The sequence below is a fragment of the Streptomyces sp. PTY087I2 genome, assembly GCF_001687325.1.
Classification (GTDB): domain Bacteria; phylum Actinomycetota; class Actinomycetes; order Streptomycetales; family Streptomycetaceae; genus Streptomyces.
This window is the reverse complement of sequence record NZ_LZRD01000022.1, coordinates 1-24889: the sequence shown is the minus strand read 5'-3', so window position 1 is coordinate 24889 and position 24889 is coordinate 1. Positions and strand designations below refer to the sequence as shown.

Annotated in this window: 17 protein-coding genes; 6 read left to right on the top strand and 11 right to left on the bottom strand. The window is 70.3% G+C overall.

The annotated features are described in order from the left end of the window. Positions 1 to 159: 159 nt before the first annotated feature. On the bottom strand, positions 160 to 1557 hold the full coding sequence (locus A3Q37_RS23955) for an MFS transporter (protein WP_255311926.1): 1398 nt from the start codon (positions 1555 to 1557) through the stop codon (positions 160 to 162). A gap of 250 nt (positions 1558 to 1807) precedes the next feature. On the opposite strand from A3Q37_RS23955, the gene A3Q37_RS23950 reads away from it, so the two are divergent. Further along, entirely contained in the window at positions 1808 to 2914 is a 1107-nt protein-coding gene (locus A3Q37_RS23950; RefSeq protein ID WP_065487698.1) for a YafY family protein, read from the top strand. Between the two features lie 131 nt (positions 2915 to 3045). Here A3Q37_RS23950 and A3Q37_RS23945 read toward each other — a convergent pair whose 3' ends face one another. Continuing rightward, on the bottom strand, positions 3046 to 4047 hold the full coding sequence (locus tag A3Q37_RS23945) for an RNA polymerase sigma factor RpoD/SigA (RefSeq protein WP_065487697.1): 1002 nt from the start codon (positions 4045 to 4047) through the stop codon (positions 3046 to 3048). 506 nt (positions 4048 to 4553) lie between these two features. Between A3Q37_RS23945 and A3Q37_RS23940 the strand changes: the two genes are divergently transcribed. Next, a complete protein-coding gene (locus tag A3Q37_RS23940; protein WP_065487811.1) occupies positions 4554 to 5642 on the top strand; it encodes a questin oxidase family protein in 1089 nt (362 codons plus the stop codon). Positions 5643 to 5665: 23 nt separating this feature from the next. On the opposite strand, the gene A3Q37_RS23935 is transcribed toward A3Q37_RS23940, so the two are convergent. Further along, positions 5666 to 6448 (bottom strand): dioxygenase, encoded by a 783-nt coding sequence (locus A3Q37_RS23935; RefSeq protein WP_065487696.1) that lies wholly within the window; start codon positions 6446 to 6448, stop codon positions 5666 to 5668. Between the two features lie 266 nt (positions 6449 to 6714). Between A3Q37_RS23935 and A3Q37_RS23930 the strand changes: the two genes are divergently transcribed. Beyond that, complete coding sequence (locus tag A3Q37_RS23930; RefSeq protein WP_079137957.1) at positions 6715 to 7227, top strand: MarR family winged helix-turn-helix transcriptional regulator; 513 nt, start codon at positions 6715 to 6717, stop codon at positions 7225 to 7227. Positions 7228 to 7318: 91 nt separating this feature from the next. On the opposite strand, the gene A3Q37_RS23925 is transcribed toward A3Q37_RS23930, so the two are convergent. Both A3Q37_RS23925 and A3Q37_RS23920 read right to left on the bottom strand, forming a co-directional pair. Continuing rightward, positions 7319 to 8887 (bottom strand): MFS transporter, encoded by a 1569-nt coding sequence (locus A3Q37_RS23925; RefSeq protein WP_176711495.1) that lies wholly within the window; start codon positions 8885 to 8887, stop codon positions 7319 to 7321. Between the two features lie 209 nt (positions 8888 to 9096). After that, positions 9097 to 9771, bottom strand: coding sequence for a TetR/AcrR family transcriptional regulator (locus A3Q37_RS23920; protein WP_065487694.1), 675 nt, complete (start codon positions 9769 to 9771; stop codon positions 9097 to 9099). Between the two features lie 305 nt (positions 9772 to 10076). On the opposite strand from A3Q37_RS23920, the gene A3Q37_RS23915 reads away from it, so the two are divergent. Then, the gene (locus A3Q37_RS23915) at positions 10077 to 11354 is read left to right on the top strand and encodes a M6 family metalloprotease domain-containing protein (protein WP_065487693.1); all 1278 of its coding nucleotides are present in this window, start codon (positions 10077 to 10079) and stop codon (positions 11352 to 11354) included. Between the two features lie 22 nt (positions 11355 to 11376). Here the strand turns inward: A3Q37_RS23915 and A3Q37_RS23910 are convergent, their stop codons facing one another. The 3 genes from A3Q37_RS23910 to A3Q37_RS23900 form a co-directional block, all read right to left on the bottom strand. After that, positions 11377 to 13179, bottom strand: coding sequence for a class I adenylate-forming enzyme family protein (locus A3Q37_RS23910; protein WP_065487692.1), 1803 nt, complete (start codon positions 13177 to 13179; stop codon positions 11377 to 11379). Between the two features lie 147 nt (positions 13180 to 13326). Next, a complete protein-coding gene (locus A3Q37_RS23905) occupies positions 13327 to 14112 on the bottom strand; it encodes a thioesterase II family protein (protein ID WP_065487691.1) in 786 nt (261 codons plus the stop codon). A 227-nt stretch (positions 14113 to 14339) separates the two neighbouring features. Further along, positions 14340 to 14591: an acyl carrier protein gene (locus A3Q37_RS23900; protein ID WP_065487690.1), complete on the bottom strand. Its 252-nt coding sequence runs from the start codon at positions 14589 to 14591 to the stop codon at positions 14340 to 14342. Between the two features lie 438 nt (positions 14592 to 15029). Between A3Q37_RS23900 and A3Q37_RS23895 the strand changes: the two genes are divergently transcribed. Continuing rightward, entirely contained in the window at positions 15030 to 17180 is a 2151-nt protein-coding gene (locus tag A3Q37_RS23895) for an MMPL family transporter (RefSeq protein ID WP_079137956.1), read from the top strand. Positions 17181 to 17408: 228 nt separating this feature from the next. Here A3Q37_RS23895 and A3Q37_RS23890 read toward each other — a convergent pair whose 3' ends face one another. The 3 genes from A3Q37_RS23890 to A3Q37_RS23880 all read right to left on the bottom strand — a co-directional run bounded on the left by A3Q37_RS23890 (position 17409) and on the right by A3Q37_RS23880 (position 20130). Beyond that, positions 17409 to 17951, bottom strand: a complete 543-nt coding sequence (locus A3Q37_RS23890; protein WP_065487688.1) for a hypothetical protein — start codon at positions 17949 to 17951, stop codon at positions 17409 to 17411. 90 nt (positions 17952 to 18041) lie between these two features. Beyond that, complete coding sequence (locus A3Q37_RS23885) at positions 18042 to 19235, bottom strand: cytochrome P450 (RefSeq protein ID WP_065487687.1); 1194 nt, start codon at positions 19233 to 19235, stop codon at positions 18042 to 18044. 64 nt (positions 19236 to 19299) lie between these two features. After that, positions 19300 to 20130, bottom strand: coding sequence for an alpha/beta fold hydrolase (locus A3Q37_RS23880; protein ID WP_065487686.1), 831 nt, complete (start codon positions 20128 to 20130; stop codon positions 19300 to 19302). 307 nt (positions 20131 to 20437) lie between these two features. Between A3Q37_RS23880 and A3Q37_RS23875 the strand changes: the two genes are divergently transcribed. Then, positions 20438 to 24889, top strand: a 4452-nt coding sequence (locus tag A3Q37_RS23875) for a non-ribosomal peptide synthetase (protein WP_176711494.1), incomplete at its 3' end; no start/stop codon positions are given.

Here is a 24889-nt window from a genome sequence, read left to right as displayed (position 1 = left end):
CGAGCCCCCGGAGCCGGCGCATCCGGTCCCGCCGAGCCCGGTGCCCCCCGGGCCCGGAGTCGGCGCCCCCGAGCAAGCACGAAGGTCGGCGGCTCCGAGGCCCGAGCCCCCGGAGCCGCCGACCTCGCGCCCTCAGGCGCAGGCCCCCTGCCGTGCCGGTCAGTTCTGGTCGGCCTCCGTGTGGGCGCGTGGCCGGGACGGCAGTGCGAACATCACCAGGAAGATCACCGAGAGCACCCCGGCCACCCACCACAGCGACTGCTGGAACGCGTCGACGAACGCCGGGCCGAGCGCCTCGGGAGCCAGCCGGTCGCCGATCGCGCCGAAGAAGACGACGGACACCAGCCCGAGGCCGAGCGCCGTCCCCATCTGCTGCACGGTGTTGATCAGGCCGGACGCCGAACCGGCATGCTCCCGCGGCACTTCGGAGAGCACCGTGTCGGTCAGCGGAGCCACGATCAGCCCCATCCCCGCGCCCATGACCACCAGCGGGACGGCCATCTGCCAGGAGCTGATGCCCATGCCGTACTGCTCGCTCTCCCAGAGGTAGATCAGCAGCCCGGCGATCATGAGGAGCGCACCGGCCTGGAGGACCTTGCGGCCGAAGCGGGGCACGAGCTTCTGCACGGAGATTCCGGCGGCCACCGAGACGGAGACGGAGAAGGGGATGCCCGTCACGCCGGCGCGCAGCACGCTCCAGCCGAGGCCCATCTGCATGTAGAGGGTCCAGACGAGGAAGAAGATGCCGAGGCCGACGCCGAAGGTCAGCTGCACGGCGATACCGGCGGCGAAGCTCTTCACCCGGAACAGGGACAGTTCGATCAGCGGCGAGCCGTCGGTCAGGGCCTTCTGCCGCTGGTGGAGCACCAGCGCGGCGAAGACGAACAGGCTGCCCACCATGGAGAGATGACCCCAGAGCGGCCAGTCCAGTTCGTGCCCCCGGGTGAGCGGATAGATGAGCATCAGCATCGCCAGGGTGACCAGCGCGACTCCGGGCAGATCGAGACGGACCGCCTTGGGGGCCTTGGACTCGGTGATGAACTTCGCGCCGAGGATCAGTCCGGCGATGCCGACGGGCAGGTTGATCAGGAAGATCGGCCGCCAGCCGAGCCCGAAGAGGTCCCACTCGGTGAGCAGGGCGCCCAGCAGCGGACCGGATACCGCGCCGAGTCCGACGACCGCGCCGAAGAGGCCGAAGACCTTGCCGCGCTCGTGCGCCGGGAAGGTGGCGTGCACGATCGAGAGGACCTGGGGCACCATCAGGGCCGCCGTCGCGCCCTGGAGGATACGGGCGGCGACCAGTATCTCGGGGCCGGGCGCGAAGCCGCACAGGGCCGAGGCCAGCGTGAACCCGCCGATGCCGATGAGGAAGAGCCGCTTACGCCCGTAGATGTCGCCGAGCCGGCCGCCCGTGATCAGCCCGGCCGCGAACGCGAGCGCGTAACCGGCGGTGATCCACTGAATCGCGGAGACGGAGGCGCCGGTCTCGCGCGTGATGCTGGGGATCGCGATGTTGACGATCGTGACGTCGACCAGGTCCATGAAGGCCGCGGTCATCACGATGGCGAGCGCGAACCAGCGACGCCGGTCGGCCGGGGCGGGCACGGGTGCGGGTGCGGGTGCGGGTGCGGGTGCGGCCGGTGCGCCCGGCGTCTTCACCGGTGGAACCGGCGTCTTCACCGATCCGGGCGGCGTGGGCGGTACGAGCTGCGAGGCCGCGGGCGGCGGCGGTGCGGAAGAAGGCATGGGGGAAACCTAGAAGGCCATTAGGTCAGATCATGACCTGATGGTCCGCCATGCTGAGGCCATGTCCGATACCCCGGCACGTCTGCTGAAGCTGCTGTCCCTCCTTCAGACCCCGCGCGAGTGGCCCGGCGGCGAACTGGCCGAGCGGCTCGACGTCAGCCCGCGCACGATCCGCCGCGATATCGACCGGCTGCGCGACCTGGGCTACCCGGTCGAGGCCTCGCGCGGCGCGGTCGGCGGCTACCGCCTGGTCGCGGGCGCCGCCATGCCGCCCCTCCTGCTGGACGACGAGGAGGCGGTGGCCATCGCGGTGGGGCTGCGGGCCGGGGCCGGGCACGCGATCGAGGGGGTCGACGAGGCCTCCGTACGGGCGCTGGCGAAGCTGGAACAGGTGCTGCCCTCCCGGCTGCGGCACCGGGTCTCCGCCCTCCAGAACGCCACGGTCCCGCTGACCCGGGGCGACGGCTCGACCATCGACCCGCGGACCCTGACGACGCTGGCCTCGGCGGCCACCGGGCGGGAGCGGCTGAGGTTCGCGTACCGCAGCGGCGACGGCACCCGGACGAAGCGGCAGGTCGAGCCGTACCGGCTGGTGAGTACCGGGCAGCGCTGGTACCTGGTGGCGTACGACCTCGGCCGGGAGGACTGGCGGACGTTCCGGGTGGACCGGGTCGGCGAGCCGTACGCCACGGGGGCCCGGTTCGCCCCGAGGCCCCTGCCCGTCGGGAGTGCGGGGAGCGAAACGGGGAGCGTGAGCGGGGGGAACGGGGATGCCGGGGGCGGGGACGCGGCGAAGTTCCTGGCGCGGTCGATGCGGCGGATGCAGCCGGAGCTGCGGCTCGACGTGTGGTTCGGCGCGCCGGCGGAGTTCGTGACGGCGCGGCTGCCCGCGCATCTCGGGGCTCCGGAGCCGGACGGGGAGGGCGGCTGCCGGCTGCGGGCCATGTGCGGCGACTCGCTGGAGTGGGTGGCGCTGCGGCTGGCGCTGGTGGACTGCGAGTTCTCCGTGACGGGGCCGCCGCAGCTGGTGGCGTACCTGGAGAGCCTGGGCGCCCGGCTGACCCGGGCCGCCGGGGCCGGGACCGGGGCCGGGACGGAACCGCGACAGGAGGCCGGCCCGGAGCAGGGACTGGTGGCCGGCCCGGAACAGGACCCGGAACAGGGATGAGCCCCGACGCCGGGGGGGGTGGGCGCCGGGGCTCAGCTCGTGGACCGGTGGAAAACCGGTCGGGTGACCGGAATGACCCGGTCGGTCAGCCGGTGCGAACCGGCTTGATGGGGAGATTACGGGTTATTGGCTCACGCCGCAGCGTCAAAGCCCGTGTCGTGAGCCATTCGCTTCAATTCGAGCAGCGCGTGCTTCTCTATCTGCCGGATCCGCTCCCGCGTGAGGCCGTGCTGCTTGCCCACTTCGGTCAGGGTCCGCTCGCGCCCGTCCTCGATGCCGTACCGCATCTTGATGATCGAGGCGGTCCTGTTGTCGAGCTTGCCGATGAGGTCGTCCAGCTCCTCGCTGCGGAGCAGGGTCATCACCGACTGCTCGGGCGAGACGGCGGAGGTGTCCTCCAGCAGATCGCCGAACTGGGTGTCGCCGTCGTCGTCCACGGACATGTTGAGGCTGACCGGGTCGCGGGCCCAGTCCAGGACGTTGCCGACGCGCTCGGCGTTGGAGTCGAGCTCGGCGGCGATCTCCGCGTGCTCCGGGTCGCGCCCGTGCTCGCGGTTGAACTCGCGCTGGACCCGGCGGATCCGGCCGAGCTCCTCCACCAGGTGGACGGGGAGCCGGATCGTGCGGGACTGGTCGGCGATGGACCGGGTGATGGCCTGGCGGATCCACCAGGTCGCGTACGTCGAGAACTTGAAGCCCTTGGCGTAGTCGAACTTCTCGACCGCGCGCACCAGGCCTGCGTTGCCCTCCTGGATCAGGTCGAGCAGAGGGAGCCCCGCGCGCGGGTAGCGGCGGGCCACGGCGACGACGAGCCGGAGGTTGGAACGGATGAATATGTCCTTGGCGCGCTCGCCATCGGCGACCAGCGCCTCCAGCTCCTCACGCTTCGCGTCACCGGCATCGCTCTCCACCTCGCCGTCGAGGATCTGCTGGGCGTAGACGCCCGCCTCGATGGTCTGGGAGAGGTCGACTTCCTTGGCGGCGTCGAGCAGCGGTGTGCGGGCGATCTCGTCCAGGTACATGCCGACCAGGTCGCGATCGGCGATCTCCCCGCCCACGGCGCGAACACTGCTTGCCCGGTCGGTCTCACCGGAGGCGGCGGACGTACGACGGGCGACGGCACGGGTTGCCATGCGTGCTCCCTTGCTGAGTAGGTCGCGACACCCTCTCGGGTGCCCTGCATCCGATGGAAACAACGACTGGAATCCGGACAGAATTCCCATGCGGCACATTCATTTTCGTGATCATGCAGTACCCTGTTCCGCTTCGACCGCCGGACATCGCTTCCGGATTCCATCGGACGCGCAGGTCAGAGCCGGTACGGAGGGGTGTTCCGCCCGCTCGCCGGCCCCCTTGCCGGCTCTCCGGCCGGGTACCCGGAATCGGCACATCCACCCGAAGCGCCCTGCTCCCACCCCGAAAGACGGCCTCGGCGGCGTTCGGGTTGCTCACGACGGCGGCGTTCGGATTGCTCACGGCGTCCGCGAAGGGCCGGGGCGGAGGCCGCAGAACCCCGAGGCCTAGGTCCGTCGGCCGATCCGGGCGGTAGCCACGGACCCGCGTACCGGGACCCCGGTCCGAGGCCGACCGGGACCGCAGCCCGATCCGCTCCGGCCCGCGCCTGCCTAGCGTGATCGGCATGGACGACACCACGGGCACCCTCGACGAAGCACTGGAGCGCATCCACCTCTCGGGGCCGGAGCGCGACGGCTGGCTCAGCAATCACGCACCGATGGCCGTGGAGGCGCTGGTGCGGCACGGCCAGGCATCGGCCGTGCACCGCTGGCTGGACCGTTACGGCCCGAAGCTGGAGGAGATGCCGGACGGTTCCGGCTCCCCCGTGACCGCGCGGAACTGGCACGAGGCGCTGGGCGACCCGCGCCGCATCGCCGACTGGACGACGTACTTCGAGCGGGAGACGGCCGGGCGTCCCTGGCGCGACGTACTCGTCGAGTGGTGGCCCCGGCTGCTGCCGGGCATCGCGGCGGGCGCCACGCATCCGGTGATCCGGGTGGGCCACTCCGTACGCACCCTGCTGGCGGGCGAGGAGACCGCCCCGCGCGTCCGGGAGCTGGCCCACGCCCTCGGCTACTGGGCCGCCCGGCACCAGCCGCTGCCCGAGCTGACCCTGCTCGGCCCGGCCCCGAGCGCGGCGGCGGCGCTGGCCCGGGTGCCGCTGGTGCCCGACCAGAGCGGCGGCATCCGGGCCCGGTTCGCGCAGCTGACCGCCTTCCCGGACTGGCCGGGGCAGGACTCCGCCACCGCGCATGCCCAGGACTTCGCGTCCGCCGCGCCCGGCCAGGGCCCTGCGCCCGCCGAGGACATCACGTCCGCCGAAGCGGCCCGGACCGCGCTCCAGGAGTTGGTGCGGGCCTCGACGCACCGGTACGCGACCCACGCGCACGGCTCGCCGGTCATGCTGGTCCACGCGGCGACCGCGCCCAACGCGGTCCTGCGTACCCTGCCCGCCCTGCCCGGCGAGCTGTGGGCGCCGAGCCTGCGGGCCGCCTGGGCGGCGAGCGCGGCGGTCACCGCCGCCTACGCGCCCCGGGAGGCGGCCCCGGCGTCGGCGACCGGCACGGCGGACGCCGGGGAGCTGTTCGCCCGGGCGGCGGCGCACGGCGACGACCACACCATCAAGTTCACCGACACGGCACTGGACGTGGGCGACGCGCTCGCGTTCTCCGCCGCCCGGCGCGCGATCGAGCTGAACCCGCCGGTGTTCTAGCCACAAGCCCCGGCACTTACAGGTCAGCCGAACTGCACCGACCGCTTCGCCAGCCCCATCCAGAAGCCGTCGATGACGCTCCGCCCCCGGTCCAGCTCGTCCTCGGCCGCGCCCAGCGTCACGAACAGCGGCGCGAAGTGCTCGGTGCGCGGGTGGGCGAGCTTTCCGGCCGGGGACGTGTGCTCGAAGTCGATCAGCGCGTCGATGTCCTGGGCCCGCAGCGCGCGGTCGCCCCAGTCGTCGAACTCCGCCGACCAGCCGGGCACCCCGCCGCCCTGGTGGCGCAGGGCGGCCAGGTTGTGAGTGAAGAAGCCGCTGCCGACGATCAGCACGCCCTCGTCGCGCAGCGGGGCGAGCTTGCGCCCGACGTCCATCAGCTTCTGCGGGTCGAGGGTGGGCAGGGAGATCTGGAGTACGGGAATGTCGGCGTCCGGGAACATCTCCACCAGCGGGACGTACGCCCCGTGGTCCAGGCCCCGGTCCGGGATGTCCTGGACCGGCGTACCGGCGCCGCGCAGCAGCTTGCGGACGCTGTCGGCGAGAGCGGGCGCGCCGGGTGCCTCGTACCGCACCCCGTAGTAGTGCTCGGGGAAGCCCCAGAAGTCGTACACGAGCGGCACGGTCTCCGTTGCCCCCAGGGCGAGCGGGGCCTCCTCCCAGTGGGCGGAGACCATCAGGATCGCGCGGGGGCGGGGCAGGTCCGCGGACCAGGCGGCGAGTTCGCCGGGCCAGACGGGATCGTCGGCCAGGGGCGGCGCGCCGTGCGAGAGGTAGAGGGCGGGCATGCGCTCCGCGGTGGCTGTCATGGCACTCCCCATCCACTGGGCGCCGGATCCCGGGCCGCCGGGCGCCGCGCTGGGCGTCCGGGTCACCGGATCCGGTCACGAGTTCGTCAGAGCGGTAGTTCCCCGAGGTCATCCGGGGGATCGTTGTTCAGGGGTCCTGCGGAATTCCGCGGGAGCCCCGCGGTTCCCCTGCCGGAGACCTCCCGGGAAGGCTCCTTGAAACTTCAAGGTCCTACCTGTGGAGACCTTAGCTCTATCTAGTTCAACTTTCAAGAAAAGGTCGTACAGTGGAGTCCATGACCACGGCATCCACCAGCGCACCGCGTTGGCTCACCGACGAGGAGCAGCGCGTCTGGCGCGCCTATCTGCATGCCACCACGCTGCTGGAGGATCACTTCGACCGCCAGTTGCAGCGCGATGCCGGCATGCCGCATACGTACTACGGACTGCTCGTCCAGCTCTCGCAGGCCCCCCGCCGCCGGATGCGGATGACGGAGCTCGCCCGGAACGCGAAGATCACCCGTTCCCGGCTCTCGCACGCCATCGCCCGGCTGGAGAAGAACGGCTGGGTACGCCGCGAGGACTGCCCCTCCGACAAGCGCGGCCAGAACGCGGTGCTCACCGACGACGGCCTCGACATGCTGCGCCGCTCGGCGCCGGGCCATGTCGAGGCCGTACGGCAGGCGATGTTCGACCGGCTCACGGAGGAGCAGGTGAGAAGCCTGGGGGAGATCATGCGGACGCTCGCCACCGGGCTGGAACCGGAGGGCACGGACGCGGATCTGCCCTGGCTCCGCTGAGCGGGACGATCTCCGGTCTCCGGTCGGAACCGGGCGGATCGCTCGCGGGGCGGAACCAGGGCAGGTGAGGCGGTTCAGGAACCGGCCGTCGTCAGTGGGCGACCACCGGAATCTTGAACTCGTCCCCGGCGTCCCCCGCGCCCTCGGCGTCCCCCGCGCCCTCGCCGGACGCGCCCTCCGTGCCGCCCGACCCCGTTCCGGGGCGGCCGGTGTTGATGAGGCCGATCGCGATGACGGCCGCGGCGACGAGGATGCCGACCGCCCACCAGATCGCGGAGGCGAAACCGCTGACCATGGCCTGGAGCTCCAGGAGCTTCGGGTCCGTGGCGCGGGCCGCGTGATCGGCGACGTACGCGGTGGTGGCGCTCGCGGCGATGGTGTTCAGCAGGGCGGTGCCGATGGCGCCGCCGACCTGCTGCGAGGTGTTGACCATCGCGGAGGCCACACCGGCGTCACGCGGCTCGATGCCGTGCGTGGCCAGGGACATCGCCGGCATGAACGCCGTACCCATACCGAGGCCGAGCAGCAGCATGCCGGGCAGGATGACGGCCGCGTAGCTGGTGTTCAGGTCCAGCTGGGTCAGCAGCAGCATGCCGACCGCGGCGACCAGGAAGCCCGGGCCCATCAGCAGGCGCGGCGGGACCCGGGTCATCAGCCGGGTGCCGATCTGGGTGGAGCCGGTGATCATGCCCGCGATCATCGGGAGGAACGCGAAGCCGGTCTTGACCGGGGAGTAGCCCTTCACGACCTGGAGGTAGTAGGTCAGGAAGAGGAACAGCCCGAACATCGCGATGATGGCGAGACCCAGCGAGAGGTAGACCCCGCCGCGGTTGCGCTCGGTGAGGACGCGCAGCGGCAGCAGCGGCGACTTCACGCGCGCCTCGGTCACGACGAAGGCCAGCAGCAGCACGGCCGCGGCGATGAACATCGAGACGGTCAGGGAGTCCGACCAGCCGGCCGACTCGGCGCGGGTGAAGCCGTAGACCAGGGCGACCAGGCCGAGGGTGGAGAGCACGACGCCGGGGATGTCCAGCGGTGCGCGGTTGCGCGTGCCGGAGGGCTCACGGATCACGAAGTACGCGCCCGCGGCGGCGACGACGGCGAACGGGATGTTGACGAAGAACGTCCAGCGCCAGTTCAGGTACTCGGTGAGGAAGCCGCCGAGGATCAGCCCGACCGCGCCGCCGCCACCGGCGATGGCCCCGTAGATGCCGAACGCCTTCGCGCGCTCCTTGGCGTCGGTGAACATCACGGCGAGGAGGGAGAGCGCGGCGGGGGCGAGCAGGGCGCCGAAGACACCCTGGAGGGCCCGGGAGCCGAACATCATCGCCTCGTTCTGGGCGGCCCCGCCGAGCGCGGAGGCCAGTGCGAAGCCGATCAGGCCGACGACGAAGGTGCGCTTACGGCCCCAGAGGTCGGCGATCCGGCCACCGAACAGGAGGAGACCGCCGAAGGCGAGGGCGTAGGCGGTGATGACCCACTGCTTGTTGCCGTCGGAGATGCCGAGGTCGGCCTGGGCGGAGGGCAGCGCGATGTTCACGATGGTCGCGTCGAGGACGACCATCAGCTGGGCGAGCGCGATGAAGGCGAGGGCTTTCCAGCGACTCGGATCGGGAAGGGCGGTGTCAGCCGTTCGGGACAGGCCGGCCGTTTTTGACATGGGTGTAGCCACCTAAGGACGTGCGAGGGCGCCGAAGCGTCGCGAAGTGGGCGTCGGCGGTACGCGCTGGGGCGTACGCGCGACGGTTACATGGGCCCGCCCGCGTGTGACCCCGAGCGGGACAGGGACGTACGGGCCGGTGTTCGGGTGGAGCGGGACCGTGCGGCCGGTGGGGTCGGCGGTCCGGAAGGTTCAGGTCGGTGCGGCCGTCACGAGCGCCGCAGATCCTCCAAGGTCGCCGCCGATCCGGGCAGTTCGGAGCGGGCCGGGTTCTCCAGGCCGTCCAGGAACAACTGCAAATGACGGTGGGTGAACCGGTCGATGCCGCGGCAGGCGATGCCGGGGAGCGGCCGGGTGAGCTGGGAGAGGGCGACGAGTACGTCACCGACGGCGATGTCGGTACGCAGCCGCCCCGCGGACTGGGCGCGCGACACGAGCCCTGCGACGGCCTCTTCGAGACGGTCGCGCTCGGCGAGCAGATCGGGGTGGTCCTTGTCGAAGACGCCGGAGATCATCGGGCACAGAGCGCCGATCCGTTCGTCGGCGGCCGCGTGCACGAAGCGGCTGAGCGCGGCGAACGGGTCGGACTCCGCGGCGGCGGCCTCCTCGGCCCTCAGGGTGGTGCGGGAGGTGACCGCGAGAACGACCTCGTGGGTGAGGGCGGCGCGGTCGGGGAAGTTCCGGTAGAGCGTGGCGTTGCCGACGCTCGCGCGGCGGGCGACGTCGTCCAGCGGCACGTCGGGCCCGAACTCGACGAACAGTTCGAGTGCGGCCGCGACGATCCGCTCACGGTTGCGCAGCGCGTCCGCCCGCGGACGGGCGACGCGGCACGATCCCGCCGGTCCGGCGCTCTTCCCGGCGACAGCCTTCGCGACACTCTTCACTGCGACCCTCCTCCCCTTCCCCGTGTGTAGCCGGTTCCCCGCGTGTGTTCCGGTTCCCCGTGTGTAGTCGGTCGGACCCCTTCCGTAACCGGGGACCGTTTCCCCGTTTAGCGGGGACACGTATGCAAACGGGGAAAGGATCCCCGCTTATTTCCCCACTCTCATGTGACCTGCATCACATCACTTTCGAGGGGAAACCCACCGATCGGCGCACCCAGCGAGCGGCCCCGGACCGCCCGGCACAGGCTGATCGCCAGAGCGCAGTCAGGGGTCGGCCGGCTGCCGCGGACCCCGAAGGCGCCTCTATGCAGCAGCCCCGCCACCGGATACGCAGACACCGCCGCCCGGTCGCCCTGGCCGGAGCGACCGCGCTGGTCATAGCGGCCATGGCCTCGGCCAGCACCACACTCCACTCCGGCGGCCGTGCCTCGGCGGGCCCGGCGGCCACCGCCCAGGACTCCGCGCTCGCCCCGTGCCGGATCTCCGCGGCCATGGGCGTACAGATGTCCGAGGGCCTGCCGACGCCGCCCGGCTACGCCCGGTCGACCGGCGAGATCAGGGCGCTCAACCTGATGATCGACTTCCCGGACGCGGAGGGGACCGAGCCCGCGACGGACCGGTTCGCGGAGTTCTTCCCGCAGACCTCCGAGTGGTTCAGGACCAGCTCGTACGGCCGGCTCGACTACCGGCCCGAGGCCCCCGTCAAGGACTGGCTGCGGATGCCGATGGCGTTCACGGAGTACGGGATAGAGCGCGGTTCACCGTTCGAGCCGGGCTACCGCCAGCTGGTGAAGGACATCGTCGCGGCCGCCGACCCCCAAGTCGACTTCTCGGAGTACGACCTGGTCAACGTGCTGGTCAGCCCGAACGCCGGGCCCTCCGCGCTGGACACCGTGCTCTCGGTGACGTTCTCCGGCAACGAGGACGCCCCGGAGGCGGACGGCGTCCCGCTCTCCAACACCTCGTTCGTCTACAGCCGCCAGGACGACGGGTCGGGGTCGTACGCCGAGACGGGCTACCGCGTCCTGCCGCACGAGAACGGCCATGTCTTCGGGCTGCCCGACCTCTACACGATGGAGGGCGGCGGCTCGGTCGGGCACTGGGACATCATGTCCGAGGACTGGGGCGCCAACAACGACTTCCTGGCCTGGCACAAGTGGAAGCTCGGCTGGCTCGACAACGAGCAGATCAGCTGCGCGTCGCAGCCCGGCGTCAGCGAGCACACCCTCGGCCCGCTGGCCACGGAGGGCGGCACCAAGCTCGCCTTCGTCCCGCTGAGCGCCCAGTCCGGCTACGCCGTGGAGGTCCGCACGGCGGCGGGCAACGACGAGGCGGTCTGCCGGCCCGGGGTGCTGATCTACAAGGTCAGCTCGGACGTAGACACCGGGCAGGGCCCGGTCTCCGTCGCCGACGCCACGGAGGACAGCGGCGGCTGCACCCGGCGCCCCAACGTCCACGCGGAACTGTCCGATGCCCCGTTCCGCCCCGGCCAGACGTTCACCGACCGGGCCAACGGCGTACGGATATCCGTGCTGGACGAGGACGACGACGGCAACTACCGGGTGCGGGTCACGCGCCCGTGAGACGGCAACTACCGGGTGCGGGTCACGCGCCCGTGAGGGGACCGGCCGCCTCCGCCAGGGCTCGGAGCCGCGGCTTGAGCAGCTTGCCGGTGGCGTTGCGCGGGAGCGGTTCGTCGGTGAACAGCACCCGGGCGGGCACCTTGAAGGCGGCGAGCGAACGCCCGACGTGCTCACGCAGCGCCCCGGCGGTGACCGTCGCCCCGGCGCGCAGCCGGACGACGGCCGCCACCTCCTCCCCCAGCACGGGATGCGGCAGGCCGAAGACGGCGGCGTCGGACACGTCGGGGTGGTCGTGCAGGACGCCCTCGACCTCGACGCAGTACACGTTCTCGCCGCCCCGGATCACCACGTCCTTGAGCCGGTCGACCACGGAAACCTGGCCCTCGCGGCATACGGCGAGGTCCCCCGTACGGAACCAGCCGCCGGGCCCGAAGGCCTCCTCGGTCGCCGCCGCGTCGCGCCAGTAGCCGCGGAACAGCGACTGGCCGCGCAGCCACAGCTCGCCCGTCTCCCCGTCGGGCAGCTCCTCGCCCGACGGCCCGGCGATCCGGACCTCGGTGACGGGGGTCGGGCGGCCCGTACCGGCGGGGTCGGCGCGGTAGTCGTCGCCGAAGTGCGCGAGGACGCCGCCGCTGGTCTCGGTGAGGCCGTAGCCGTTACGGGGCTCGACACGCTTCCCGTACCGGGCGGTGAGGCAGGCGACCAGGGCGGGCGGGGGCGCGGCTCCCCCGGTGCTGAACAGGCTGAGACCCTCAAGGGCATCCCCGTCTCCCGCGCGCTCGGCGGCCTCCAGCAGCTGGAGCCCGGTGGCGGGGACGCCGGAGAAGTGCGTGACGCGGTGGGTCCGGATCAGCCGCAGCGCCTCGTCCGCGTCCCACTTGCGCATGAGGACGAGGGTGCCGCCGGCCGCCATCGCGCCGTAGAAGCCGGTGAACGCGGCGACGTGGAAGAACGGGAACGTCATGAGCGAGACGGGGGCCGGCCCCTGCCCCGGGATGACGCCGCGCGCCCGGGCGGAGGCCGCCGCGTGGTAGCGGGGGTTGAGCGCGGCCCCGGCCTGGGCGAGATGGGTGGCGACCGCGCCCTTGGGGCGGCCGGTGGTGCCGGAGGTGTAGAGGATCGTGGCGTCGTCCTCGGGCCGGGGCTCCACGTCGGGGGGCGCGGCCAGCAGATCGGGGGCGGGGAAGTCGTCGTACCGATCGAGGCGCAGCGCCTCCGCCACGGACGCTTCCGCGCCTTCGGCGCGTTCCTCGTGCTCGCCGCGTTCCTCGTGCTCGCCGTGGAAGAGGACCACGTACGCCCCGGTCCGACGGGCCCAGCCCGCCACCCGCCCCAACCGCTCCCCGTCCACGAGAAGCACACCGGGCTCGCAGTCGTCGAGGGCGTGGGCGAACTCGTCTTCCGTCCACCAGGCGTTGAGCGGTACGGCGACGAGACCGGCCAACTGGGCGGCCCAGAAGGCGATCTGCCACTCGGGATGGTTCCGCATCGCGATCACGGCCCGGTCGCCGGGGCGCAGCCCGTACCGCTCCGACAGGCGTACGGCGAGGGCGGAGGCGGCGGCGAAGAACTCCCCGTACGTGTACGTACGTTCGCCCGCGATCAGGAACGGCGTGTCCCCGTAGGCCCAGGTGGTCTCGACGAACTCCCGCAGCGTACGGGGCCCGTCGGCGTACTCCGGCGTCCCCCGCTCGCCGATGAGCACGGCGAAGGGCGCGCCGGGCGCGGTGAGGGAGTCCTCGATACGCGCGGCGCGCCGGGCGCGTTCCGCTCGGGCTGCGGCGTCCTCGGCCGGGGGCGGGGACGGATGGGTGTGCTGCGGCACGGACGGCCTCTCTCGCGCTGACGCTGGGTGCTGTGCGAGACGCTATGCGGGCGGGGGCGGAGCCGCCAAGGCCGAGTCCCGTCCCCGAGTCCTCCCGGGGCCGTACGGCAGGACGGGGTCAGTGGTGCCGGCGTGCACGTATCCGTTTCACACGACGGTCAGCAGCCGGCCGGCGACCGTCCTGATCAGGGTGTCGCGCTGGTCGACCAGGTAGAAATGGCCTCCGGGCAGCACATCCAGGTGGAACTCGCCGGCCGCGACGTCGGACCAGCACGACATGTCCACCACCGAGGTGTCCGCGTCCTTGTCCCCGACGTACGCGTACAGAGGGCAGTCGACCGGCCGGGGGGCGCGCGGACCGTAGGTCCCGACGATCGTGAAGTCGGCGCGAATGGCCGGCAGGACGATCTCCCGGAGGTCCGGATCCGTCAGGAGCGCCTCGTCGGTGCCACCGAGCCGGCGGACCTCTTCGAGCAACGCCTCGTCGCCCTGGGTGTACAGCGTTCGCGGCGTCACCCGGTGCGGGGGTTTCCGGCTCGACACGTGGAGTGCCGCGGGGCGCACCCCGTGCCTGTCGTTCAGACGCAAGGCCACCTCGTGGGCGAGCGACCCTCCCATGCTGTGTCCGAAGAGCACCAGCGGCACGTCGTCGAGGAGGGGAAGGAGCGCCGAGGTCACCTGGTCGGCAAGCTCCTCCATGGTCTCGGCGCAAGGGTCGGTCAACCGGTCCTGCCGTCCCGGATAGCGCACGACCAGTACCTCCGTACCGCTGTCGAACGAGGTCCCCCAGGCGTGATAAAAGCTGGCCGATCCGCCTGCGTGCGGGAGCACCAGCAGCCTGCGGCGGAGCCGGTCCGTCGCCGGGTAGCGGCGGAACCACCTGTCCGTGGCGACCGTCGCCGACGGGGTGGTACGTCGGGTGCCGACGCTCATCCTGTGTCTCCTCCTGGGTGTCAGCTTCCCGGCCGCGGGCGCGGTGGTCCGCTCCTCGGCGTCGGTGCATTCTCTCGTCCGTGCAACGGCGGTGAGGGTCCGGCCGGCCCACCTCGTGCGACGCGCCGTCCGTGGTGCCGTCGGGGTACCGATCCCGAGGCCGGCGCGTCACAGGAGATGCGGGCCGGGGGCCCGAACTGCTGGAGCGGCGGAACCGCTGGGCGGCGTCAGCGGGCAGACGCCTCGGCGACCACTTGGTGGACCGCCTCCAGATTGATCATCCGGGTCAGCTCGGACTGGTCGATGGTGACGCTGAACTCCTTCTCCAGGGAGGCCAGGATCTCGATGGCGCGCAGCGAGTCGGCGCCTTGGTCGTCGATGAAGAGGCTGGTGTCCGTCACCTCGTCCTCCTCGATCTCCAGAATGTCGCAGACTATTTCCTTGATCACCGAGCGGCGGTCACTGGCGGTCGCGGTCATGGATCTGTTCTCCTCGGTGGTCTCCGGGTTTCCGGCAACTCGGCTAGAAGCGGGGCTGGATGCCATCGTCACCGAATTCAGGTCGACGACAAGCGTCGCGGCAACGCGCGGACAAAACCTTCCGACAGCGCCCCTTCCTGCCAACGAATCGTCCGGGCGGCGGACCCCAACCACGTTCTGGCAGGTTGCTGAACGCCGCGTTGACGCCGTGCTCCGCACCTCAGAAGGCTTGGGGCGGTGTTCCATGACCTCCGACCCAGGCGGCATGCCGCAGCACTGGTCCACCAGGACCGGGGGCATCCGAATCCCCTCACACCAGAACGAACCCGGAAGACCGATAATGAAGTGGAGTAAGTTGTGGGCACACTAGGTCGTTGGTGTTTCCGGCACCGGTGGATCGTCATCGTGCTATGGATCGTCGCGTTCGCAGGTATCGGCATGGTGAACGGTGCCATCGGCGGGCCCAAGTACTCCAACTCGTTGACTCTCCCGGGCAATGACTCGACCAAGGCACTCGAACTGATGCAGGCCGAGTTCCCGGAACAGGCCGGCGAATCCGCGTCCATCGTCTGGAAGGCGAAGTCGGGATCGGTCCGGGATCCGGAAGTCCAGCAGAAGATCGGCAAGATGCTGCAGGAGGTCGACAGCCTCCCTCAGATCGGCCGGGTGGCCGGACCGTACGAGCCGCAGGGCGCCGCGCAGATCAGCGAGAACGGCAAGATCGCCTATGCGCAGCTGTCCTTCAACGTGTCCTTCGAGAACATCAAGCCCGATGAGGTCAAGAAGCTCGTGAAGACGGCGAAGGCCGTCTCCGGTGATCAGCTGGACGTGCAACTGGGCGGCGGAGTCATCTCGTTCGCCGATGAACCTCCGGCCAATCTGAGCGAGATCGTCGGTGTGATCGCCGCGGCGATCATCCTCTACTTCGCCTTCGGCTCCTTCCTCGCCATGCTGGTGCCGCTCGTCACCGCGCTCTTCAGCGTCGGTGTGGGGCTCAGCACCGTCGGTCTGCTCAGCCACGTGACCTCCGTACCGGAGTTCTCCTCGATGCTCGGCATGCTCATCGGTCTGGGCGTCGGCATCGACTACGCGCTGTTCATCGTCACCCGCTACCGAGCCAACATCAACCGCGGACTCTCTCCGGAGGACGCGGCCACCGGGGCGGTCAACACGTCGGGGCGCGCGGTGCTCTTCGCCGGTGCCACCGTGTGCATCTCTCTGCTCGGTATGTTCGTCATCGACCTCGACTTCCTCAACGGCATGGCCGTGGCAGCCTCTGTGGTCGTCCTGACCACGATGCTCGCCGCCGTCACGCTGCTGCCCGGACTGCTGGGTGTGATGAAGGGCCGCGTCCTGAGCCGCCGCCAGCGGCGCAAGCTCGCCGAGCGGGGGCCGCAGACGGAGCACCCCGCCGGGCTGGCGGTGCGCTGGTCGCACATCGTGGAGCAGCGTCCGCGGATCCTCTCCGCCGTCGCCCTCGTCGTGATGGTGGCACTGGCGATTCCGACGTTCTCGCTGCGCCTGGGCTTCTCCGACCAGGGCAACAACCCGTCCACCACGACGACGAGGAAGGCATACGACCTCCTCGCCGAGGGCTTCGGAGACGGTTCGAACGGGCCTCTCCAGCTCGTCGCGGTCGTGAACTCCCCGCAGGAGAGCGCGGCGCTCGACTCGGTGGTGGCCGAGGTGAAGGGCGCGAAGGGAGTGGCCTCCGCTGTGGCGGCGCCGGCCGCGCCGGGCAGCGACCTGCGGATCGTGCAGGTCGTGCCGGAGACCTCGCCCCAGTCTGCGGAGACGTCCGAGCTGATCACCCGGCTCCGCGACGACATCGTCCCCGACGCATCCGCGGACAGCTCGCTCAAGGTCTATATCGGCGGTACGACAGCCGTCTCCGACGATTTCGCCGACGCGCTCGCCAAGAAGCTGCCCCTCTTCATCGGCGTGGTCGTCGTCCTCGGTTTCCTGCTGCTGATGCTCGCCTTCCGGAGCCTTCTGATCCCCGCCACCGCGGCGCTGATGAATGTGCTCGCGGTCGCCTCGTCCTTCGGCGCGGTGGTGCTGATCTTCCAGTGGGGGTTCGGGGCGGACCTGCTTGGCGTGGGCGAGGGCCCGGTCGAGGCGTTCCTTCCGGTGATCATGCTCTCCATGCTCTTCGGTCTCTCCATGGACTACCAGGTCTTCCTGGTGAGCCGCATGCACGAGGAGTGGGTCCACGGCAAGGACAACGCCACCTCGGTCCGCACCGGTCTCGCCGAGACCAGCCGGGTGATCAACGCCGCCGCGATCATCATGATCGCGGTGTTCGGCTCCTTCGTCCTGTCTGGCCAGCGGGCCGCGGCCATGTTCGGCCTCGGCCTGGCCGCGGCCGTGGCACTGGACGCGTTCATCCTGCGCACCATGCTTGTCCCGGCGTTGATGCACCTGTTCGGCAAGAACAACTGGTGGCTGCCGGGCTGGCTGGACCAGCGCATGCCGCACCTGGCGGTGGAACTTCCGGACGAGCCCGTTCCGGCACCGCGCCCGGTGGCGGTCGCCAGTGCCGAGGACGACACCGAAGGCGATGACCGGCTGATCCCCAGCGGACGCTGATCCTGTCGGCCACGCTGCGGGTGTGACCCGCAACTACCGCGAGGGCTCCCTCACCATCCGTGGTGAGGGAGCCCTCGCATGTGGTGGCGGGAGCGGGACCCGGGCACCGGGCCGTGCGACGGCACACCTGAACCAGCGGGAAAGAGAGCGGGGCCGCACTCCGCACGGCAAAGGAAAGCGGCCGGGCCCTGGAGCCAGGGCCGGCCGCACATCTATGAGCACATCGGCCTACGGCTGACAGCGACGCCGGTAGTAGGCATAGGTCAGGGCCAGCACCATGGGGCCGACCAGCACGAACAAGCCGCTGCTCGACACCGCGAGGATCTCCCATCCCAGGCTGTCGAACGGACCTCGTTCGAATCCGGCGATCTGGAATGTGGTGAGAACCCAGCCGATCAGGACCGCCACGATGACAAGGCCGCCGACAAGAGCCGGAACGATCATCACGTACGGCGGAACACGCTTGCCGCCGAACTTGGGAACCCAGGCCGGCACGACTTCGCCCCACGAGCGCACCAGGCCGAAACACGCCAGCGCAAAGAGCTCGGAAATCACGCTGAGCCCACCGACGTAGGAAATCGACATCCACAGAGGCATGTCCATGGGCGGGAGGCCCGTCCCCATCGTGAATCCTAAGGCGATGGGAAGCCGCCACAAGCACACCGGCAGAGCGACCAACGGAATGAGATGGGCGGTTTTCTCCGCCCAGCGCGGGACCGGCCTTTCGGTACCCATGGCGATCACTTCCGGACTCTTCATCTGGTTTGCCATACTCTCAACATTTCACGGAACCGGGGGCGCGAGATCAGTCTCAGGGATGAACCCGCTCACCCCCGGGGCTGAGGCCTGCGGTACGCGCGCTCAGCTCCTCCGGTCCAAAGTCACCGGCATCGATTCGAACCCCCAGATCAGATTGGAACGCATTCGCTGCACGGGCCCCGCGTGTCCGGCCGCCCCCACCCGCCGGGTCAGCTCTTCGAACATCACGGAGAGCTCCATGGTCGCCAGCGCCGAGCCGAGGCAGAAGTGCGTGCCCGAGGCGAAGGTCAGGTGACGGTTGGGGGTGCGGCCGACATCAAAGGCGTCGGGGTTCTCGAAGACCTGCCCGTCGCGGTTGGCGGCCGACAACCACACCGCCACCTCGTCGCCCGCCGCGATCGCCCGGCCCTCCAGCTCGGTGTCCTGGTTGGCGGTGCGCAGCACATGCATGGCCGGGCTGGTGTAGCGGAGCACTTCCTGCACCGTGCTCGGCAGCAGTCCGGGATCGGCGCGCAGCCGGTCCCACTGATCCGGGTGATCCATGAGTGCGAGCAGCCCGCCGACGGTGGCGTGCCGCGTCGTCTCGTTGCCGCCCGAGATCAGCCCGTCGCAGTTGAGGAAGATCTCCTCGTCGGTGAGCGGTTCACCGTCCACCTCGCCCTGGACCATCGCGCTGACCACATCCTCCTGCGGGTCCTCGCGTCGCAGCTCGAGCAGCTCGTCGTAGTACATGAGCAGGTCGGTGTGGGCCGCGGCCGCACGCATGGCCTGGTCCTCGCCGCCTTCCACCGCGTCGGAACCGAAGGCGACCATGGTCCGGTCCAGCATGAACCCCCAGTCCTTCTTGGGCACACCGAGCATGTCGCAGATGACGGAGACCGGCAGCCGGGCGGCGGCGTCGACGAAGTCGCTGGTTCCCTTCTCCATGGCCTCCTCCAGCGTCTCCACGACGGTGGAACGCATGGTGTCCTCAAGCCGCTTGACCATCCGCGGTGTGAACGCCGAGTTGATGATCCGCCGGATCTTCCCGTGCCGGGGCGGGTCGGTGACGATCAGCATCTTTCCCGCGGAGGCTTCGGTGGCCAGGGGGTTGTGGTCGAGCCGCATTCCCTTCTCCGAGGTGAAGTTCGCGGAGTCCCTGAGCACCTGGTTCGCCAGCGGGTGCGAGAGTACGGCCCAGAACTCAGACCCGTTCGCACGCTCGTTCCGGTAGAGCGGCGACTGCTCGCGGAGTTCCTTCCATATCTCCTCGGTACGACCACTCCTGGGCAATTCCGGGTCGGCCAGATCTGTCATTTCGTACTCCTCCGTGTGAACAGCACGGACGGACCGTACGCGCCGGCCGTGCCAGAGAATGAGCTCAGCCGTTCCGCCGGACCAGGCGCACGACTTCCGCGGCGATACGGTCCGGCGCCTGTTCCGGTTGCCAGTGGCCGATGCCTTCCAGGCTCACGGAACGGTAGGGACCGGTGACATGCTCCGCCGTCCGGTCGACGGCGACCCGGCTCGCCGCCCTGTCCTCGTCGCTCCAGATGTAGACGGTGGGTACCCCGACGGGGCCCAAGCCCTCGTGCTCGGCAAGCAGACTGCCCGAGCGGTACCAGTTCAGGGTCGCGTCCAGCACTCCGGGCCGGGTGTGCAGGTCCAGATAGCGCTTCACCTGCTCCGGGGCGACCTGGTTCCCGAAGAGGGACCGCAGCTGCGCCGCGTCGTCGACGAGCATCCCCGCGGTGGACTCCGGTGATACGAAATAGGCCAGGTACTGCGACCGTTCCCGCTGCTCGGGGTCGTTCCGCAGCGCGTACCAGTATGCCTCCGGGTGCGGGAAGGACACTGCGGTCAGGGTCCGCACCCGAGCGGAGTGGCGGGCCGCGAGGTACCAGGCGACGACGGCTCCCCAGTCATGGCCGACCACATGGGCCGAGCCGACCCCGAGGGCGTCCAGAATGCCCATCGCGTCGGCCGCCAGCAACGGCAGTGCGTAGGCGTCCGGACCTGTCGGGCGGGCGCCGTCACTGTACCCGCGCTGATCGGGCGCGATGGTCCGCAGGCCGGCGCTGTGCAGTGCCCGCACCACCTGGTCCCAGGCGTGCCTGCTTTGCGGAAACCCGTGCAGAAGGAGAACGGGATCGCCGTCCTCCGGACCCGAGACCTCCACATCGAATACCAGACCGCCGACTGAAACCCGCATGTGCTCCCCTGCCCCCTGTTCACTGTTCGCGCCGGAAAGAAGCCCGCCTTCTCGGCCGATTTTCCCGGTCTTTGCGCCGCCCCGGGCAGAGGCGTCCCATGGACGCTATCGACCGGTCCCCCGGCGGACTACCGACGTGACAGCCAACTGCTGTTCGCTCCACGGAGCATCACGCCGGATCGCACCCCCTGGCAGGTTGCTGCAGTCGTGGTTGTGACCCTCCATGCAGCGTTGTTGAGTGAGCGCTGGAATGCACGGACTGTATGCGGGCGCGGTATTTCGCGCAGATAGAGCGGGAGTAATTCAGGTGAATAGGCCCGGAGTCGAAGACATCCTTCCACTGTCACCGCTGCAGCAAGGACTGCTGTTCCACGCGGTTTACGACGAGGCTTCGGACGACATCTACACCGTCCAGCTCGTGCTCGACATCGAAGGCCCGCTGAATGCCGACAGGATGCGGCAGGCGGCGGCGGCTCTGCTGCGGCGGCATTCGAATCTCCGGTCGGCATTCCTGTACGAGAAGTTCGACGAGCCGGTGCAGGTGGTTCCGCGCGAAGTGGCGTTGCCGTGGACCGAGACCGACCTCAGCGGACTGGCCGCGGAGGAGCGTCAGGCGGAGTGGGAGCGGTGGCTCGCCGAGGACCGGATGCGCCGCTTCGATCTGAAGCGTCCGCCGCTGCTGCGGTTCACGCTCGTCACGCTGGCGCCCGGCGAGTACCGCCTCGTGTTCACCAACCATCACATCCTGCTCGACGGCTGGTCGATGCCCGTCCTGCTCACCGAGCTGTTCGAGCTGTACGGCACCGGGGGCGACGCTTCGGCGCTGCCCCGTGTCACCCCCTACCGCGAGTACCTCGGCTGGCTGGCCAAGCAGGACCGGGCGGCAGCGGACGCTGCCTGGAAGCAGGTGTTCCGCGGTATCGAGGAGCCCAGCCTGGTGGCCCCGGTCAGCCGGGGCAGGAGCCATGACCTGCCCGAACGGGTGTCCGCCTCCCTGTCCGGCGAGCTCACCACCGCGCTCGTCGCACAGAGCCGAGCGGAAGGCCGTACGCTCAACTCCCTTCTGCAAACGGCCTGGGCGACCGTGCTGGGGCAGCTCACCGGGCGCGACGACGTCGTGTTCGGCATGGCGGTCTCCGGTCGCCCGGCGCACATTCCCGGCATCGAGTCGATGGTCGGCCTCTTCATCAACACACTGCCCGTGCGCGTCGCCCTCGACCCGACCGAGACCTTCGGCGCCCTGGCCGACCGGCTCCAGGCCGAGCAGGCCGCGCTCACCGCCTACCACCACGTCAGCCTGACCGACATCCAGCAGATCGCCGGAGTGGGAGACCTCTTCGACACCTGCATCGTCCTGGAGAACTACCCGGTCGACACCGCTGACCTGAAGCTGCCCGGTGAAGGCCTGAGCATCACCGGATTCGACGCCCGTGACGCCAGCCACTACACGGCGGTGCTCACCGCCGTCCCGGGCGAGCGCATGCAGGTGCGGCTGGACTACCGCGGTGACGTCTTCGACACCGCCACCGCCCAGGACGTCCTGGACCGCTTCGTCGCACTGCTCCAGAAGATCGGTGACCAGGACCCCCGGCCTGTCGGACAGGTGGACCTGCTCACCGAGCGGAGCCGGCACCAAGTGCTGGTCGAATGGAACGACTTCCGGCGTGATGTCGATCCGGTCCCCTTCCACGGGATCGTCGAGAACCATGTGGTCCGAACGCCCGAAGCCATCGCCATCTCCTCCACCGAAGTGACCTATACCTACGAGGAGTTCAACGAGCGTGCCAATCAGCTGGCGCATCTGCTAGCCGCCTACCTGCCCGTCGACCCGGACTACCCGGCCGACCGGATCAGCTACATCCTCGACGACGCCGCGCCCGCCCTGCTCATCACCGACACCGAACACGCCCCCCGGCTCCCCGAACACGACCGGGTCCCACACCTCCTGATCGACACCGCAGACCTCACCACCGGCCGGCCGCGCCACAACCCCGCCGTCCCCGTACAGCTCACCCACCCCGCCTACGTCATCTACACCTCCGGCTCCACCGGCCGCCCCAAGGGCGTCGTCGTCACCCACCAAGGCCTGGCGAGCCTCGCGGCGACCGTGGCCGACCGGCTCGACGTCACCGCCGACAGCCGGGTCCTGCAGTACGCCTCGCCCAGCTTCGACGCCTCGGTGGCGGAGCTCTGCATGGCCTACGGCGCGGGAGCCACTCTCGTCATCCCGCCCCTCGGCCCGCTGGCCGACGACGCTCTCACCCAGGTCCTCCTCGGCCAGGAGGTGACCCATGCGATCATCCCGCCGGCGGCTCTGGCCACCGTCCCGCCCGCGAACTTCCCCTCCTTCCGCTCCCTGACGGTGGCCGGTGAGGCCACCTCCGCCGAGCTGATGGACCGGTGGGCTCCGCGTCTGCGGATGATCAACGGGTACGGGCCCAGCGAGTCGACCGTCGGCGCGACCTTCAGCGCCCCGCTGGAGGCCGGAAAGGGCGCCCCGCCCATCGGATATCCGTCGTACAACACCCGCATCCACATCCTCGACAGCCGGCTGCGGCCCGCCCCGGCCGGAGCGCCGGGTGAGCTGTACATCGCCGGTGCCGGCCTTGCCCGCGGCTATCTGGGCCGCACCGGTCTGACGGCAGAACGCTTCGTGGCCAACCCCTTCGGCGCGCCCGGTGAGCGGATGTACCGCACGGGCGACCTGGCCCGGTGGGCGCCGGACGGACAGCTGGAGTTCGTCGGCCGCGTCGACGACCAGGTCAAGCTGCGCGGCTTCCGTATCGAGCTGGAGGAGATCCAGAAGGTCATCTCCGCCCACCCGCAGGTGTCCCAGGCCGCAGTGGTGGTGCGGGAGGACCAGCCCGGCGACAAGCACCTGGTCGCCTACGTGGTGTCGAAGGGGGCCGCGCTCGACCCGGCCAGCCTCTCGGCCGAGCTGCGGGACCGTGCGTCGGGGCAACTGCCCGAGTACATGGTCCCCTCGGCTTTTGTCGCCATGGACACGCTGCCGGTGACCACCAACGGCAAGCTGGACCGCAAGGCGCTGCCCGCCCCCGAATTCAGCGGCACCACCGGCGGCCGGGGTCCGCGCAACGAGCGCGAGGAGCACCTCTGCCGGCTCTTCGCCGACATCCTGAACGTGGAGCGCGTCGGCATCGACGACCACTTCTTCGACCTGGGCGGCCACTCCCTCAGCGCGACCCGGCTGCTGGGACGCATCCGTCGCCAGCTCAAGGTGGAGCTGACCGTACGGGACCTGTTCCAGGACCCGACAGTGGCCGGGGTATCGGCCCGGATCCGGGCCGCCGAGGCCCCCACCCGCGCGCCGCTGACCGCCGGGGAACGCCCGGCTGAGATCCCGCTGTCGCCGGCCCAGCAGCGGCTGTGGTTCCTCAACCGGATGAAGGGGGGCGGCGGGAACTACAACCTGCCGGCGGCCCTGCGGCTGAGCGGCCCGCTGGATGCCGAGGCGCTGCGCCACGCCTTCACCGACGTGATCGGGCGCCACGAGAGCCTGCGCACCGTCTTCCCCGACACGGACGGCCGGCCGCGCCAGGAGATCCTGCCGGCCGACGAGATCCGTCTCGACCTGCGTCCCGCCCGGATCAGCGAGGACGGACTGCAGGACGCCCTCGTCCGGGCCACCATGGAGGAATTCGACCTGTCGTCGGAGATTCCGGTCCGGGTGAATCTGTTCCGGCTCACGCCCGACGAGCATGTGCTGTTGGTGACGCTGCATCACATCGCTGGTGACGGCTGGTCCATGGCGCCGCTGTCCCGCGATGTATCCGTCGCGTACGCGGCGCGGTGTGCCGGCAGGGAGCCGGTGTGGGAGCCGTTGCCGGTGCAGTACGCCGACTACACGGTGTGGCAGCAAGACGCCATGGGGGAGGAATCCGACCCCCACAGCACGCTGGCGCAGCAGATCGCCTACTGGCGCTCCCAGCTCGCCGACCTGCCCGAAGAGCTGGCCCTTCCGACGGACCGGGTGCGTCCCGCAGTGGCGACCTACGCCGGCGCCGACGTTCCCGTACACCTGGACGCGGCCACCCACCAGCGGCTGCTCGCCCTGGCCCAGGAGCGTGACAGCAGTCTCTTCATGGTGCTCCAGGCGGGTCTGGCGGCTCTGCTGTCGCGGTTCGGTGCGGGCTCGGACATCCCGATCGGCTCGCCGATCGCGGGGCGTACGGATGCGGCGCTGGACGATCTGGTCGGGTTCTTCGTCAATACGCTGGTGCTGCGTACGGACACGTCGGGGGATCCGACGTTCCGTGAACTGCTGGACCGGGTACGCGAGACCAACCTCGCGGCCCATGCCCACCAGGATCTCTCCTTCGAGCGGCTGGTGGAGATCCTCAACCCGACCAGGTCGCTGGCCCGGCACCCCCTCTTCCAGGTGTTCCTCTCCCTGCACAACAACCCCGAGACGGCGTTGAACCTCAACGGCGTCCAGGCCACCGCCCATGACGTTCCGCTCGACAACGCCCGCTTCGATCTCACACTCGAACTCGTGGAGTCGCGGGATGGGGAGGGTGGTGCGGCGGGTGTGTCGGGGCGGTTGGAGTTCGCCCGGGATCTGTTCGACGAGGAGACGGCAGGCCGGCTGGCCGCGGGTCTGGTGCGGTTGCTGAAGACGGTCGCGGCGGACCCGCAGGTACGGACCGGTGAGCTGGACGTGCTCTCCGCGGTGGAGCGGGGGTGGGTGGTCGAGGGATGGAACGCGACCGATCACGCGGTGGTCCCGGGGACGCTGGTG

Excerpts from the sequence above, each read along its gene's own strand:
- A3Q37_RS23955 (WP_255311926.1), bottom strand. The coding sequence starts at position 1,557 with ATGACCGCGGCCTTCATGGACCTGGTCGACGTCACGATCGTCAACATC.
- A3Q37_RS23950 (WP_065487698.1), top strand. The coding sequence starts at position 1,808 with ATGTCCGATACCCCGGCACGTCTGCTGAAGCTGCTGTCCCTCCTTCAG.
- A3Q37_RS23945 (WP_065487697.1), bottom strand. The coding sequence starts at position 4,047 with ATGGCAACCCGTGCCGTCGCCCGTCGTACGTCCGCCGCCTCCGGTGAG.
- A3Q37_RS23940 (WP_065487811.1), top strand. The coding sequence starts at position 4,554 with ATGGACGACACCACGGGCACCCTCGACGAAGCACTGGAGCGCATCCAC.
- A3Q37_RS23935 (WP_065487696.1), bottom strand. The coding sequence starts at position 6,448 with ATGACAGCCACCGCGGAGCGCATGCCCGCCCTCTACCTCTCGCACGGC.
- A3Q37_RS23925 (WP_176711495.1), bottom strand. The coding sequence starts at position 8,887 with ATGTCAAAAACGGCCGGCCTGTCCCGAACGGCTGACACCGCCCTTCCC.
- A3Q37_RS23915 (WP_065487693.1), top strand. The coding sequence starts at position 10,077 with ATGCAGCAGCCCCGCCACCGGATACGCAGACACCGCCGCCCGGTCGCC.
- A3Q37_RS23905 (WP_065487691.1), bottom strand. The coding sequence starts at position 14,112 with ATGAGCGTCGGCACCCGACGTACCACCCCGTCGGCGACGGTCGCCACG.
- A3Q37_RS23900 (WP_065487690.1), bottom strand. The coding sequence starts at position 14,591 with ATGACCGCGACCGCCAGTGACCGCCGCTCGGTGATCAAGGAAATAGTC.
- A3Q37_RS23895 (WP_079137956.1), top strand. The coding sequence starts at position 15,030 with ATGGTGAACGGTGCCATCGGCGGGCCCAAGTACTCCAACTCGTTGACT.
- A3Q37_RS23890 (WP_065487688.1), bottom strand. The coding sequence starts at position 17,951 with ATGGCAAACCAGATGAAGAGTCCGGAAGTGATCGCCATGGGTACCGAA.
- A3Q37_RS23885 (WP_065487687.1), bottom strand. The coding sequence starts at position 19,235 with ATGACAGATCTGGCCGACCCGGAATTGCCCAGGAGTGGTCGTACCGAG.
- A3Q37_RS23880 (WP_065487686.1), bottom strand. The coding sequence starts at position 20,130 with ATGCGGGTTTCAGTCGGCGGTCTGGTATTCGATGTGGAGGTCTCGGGT.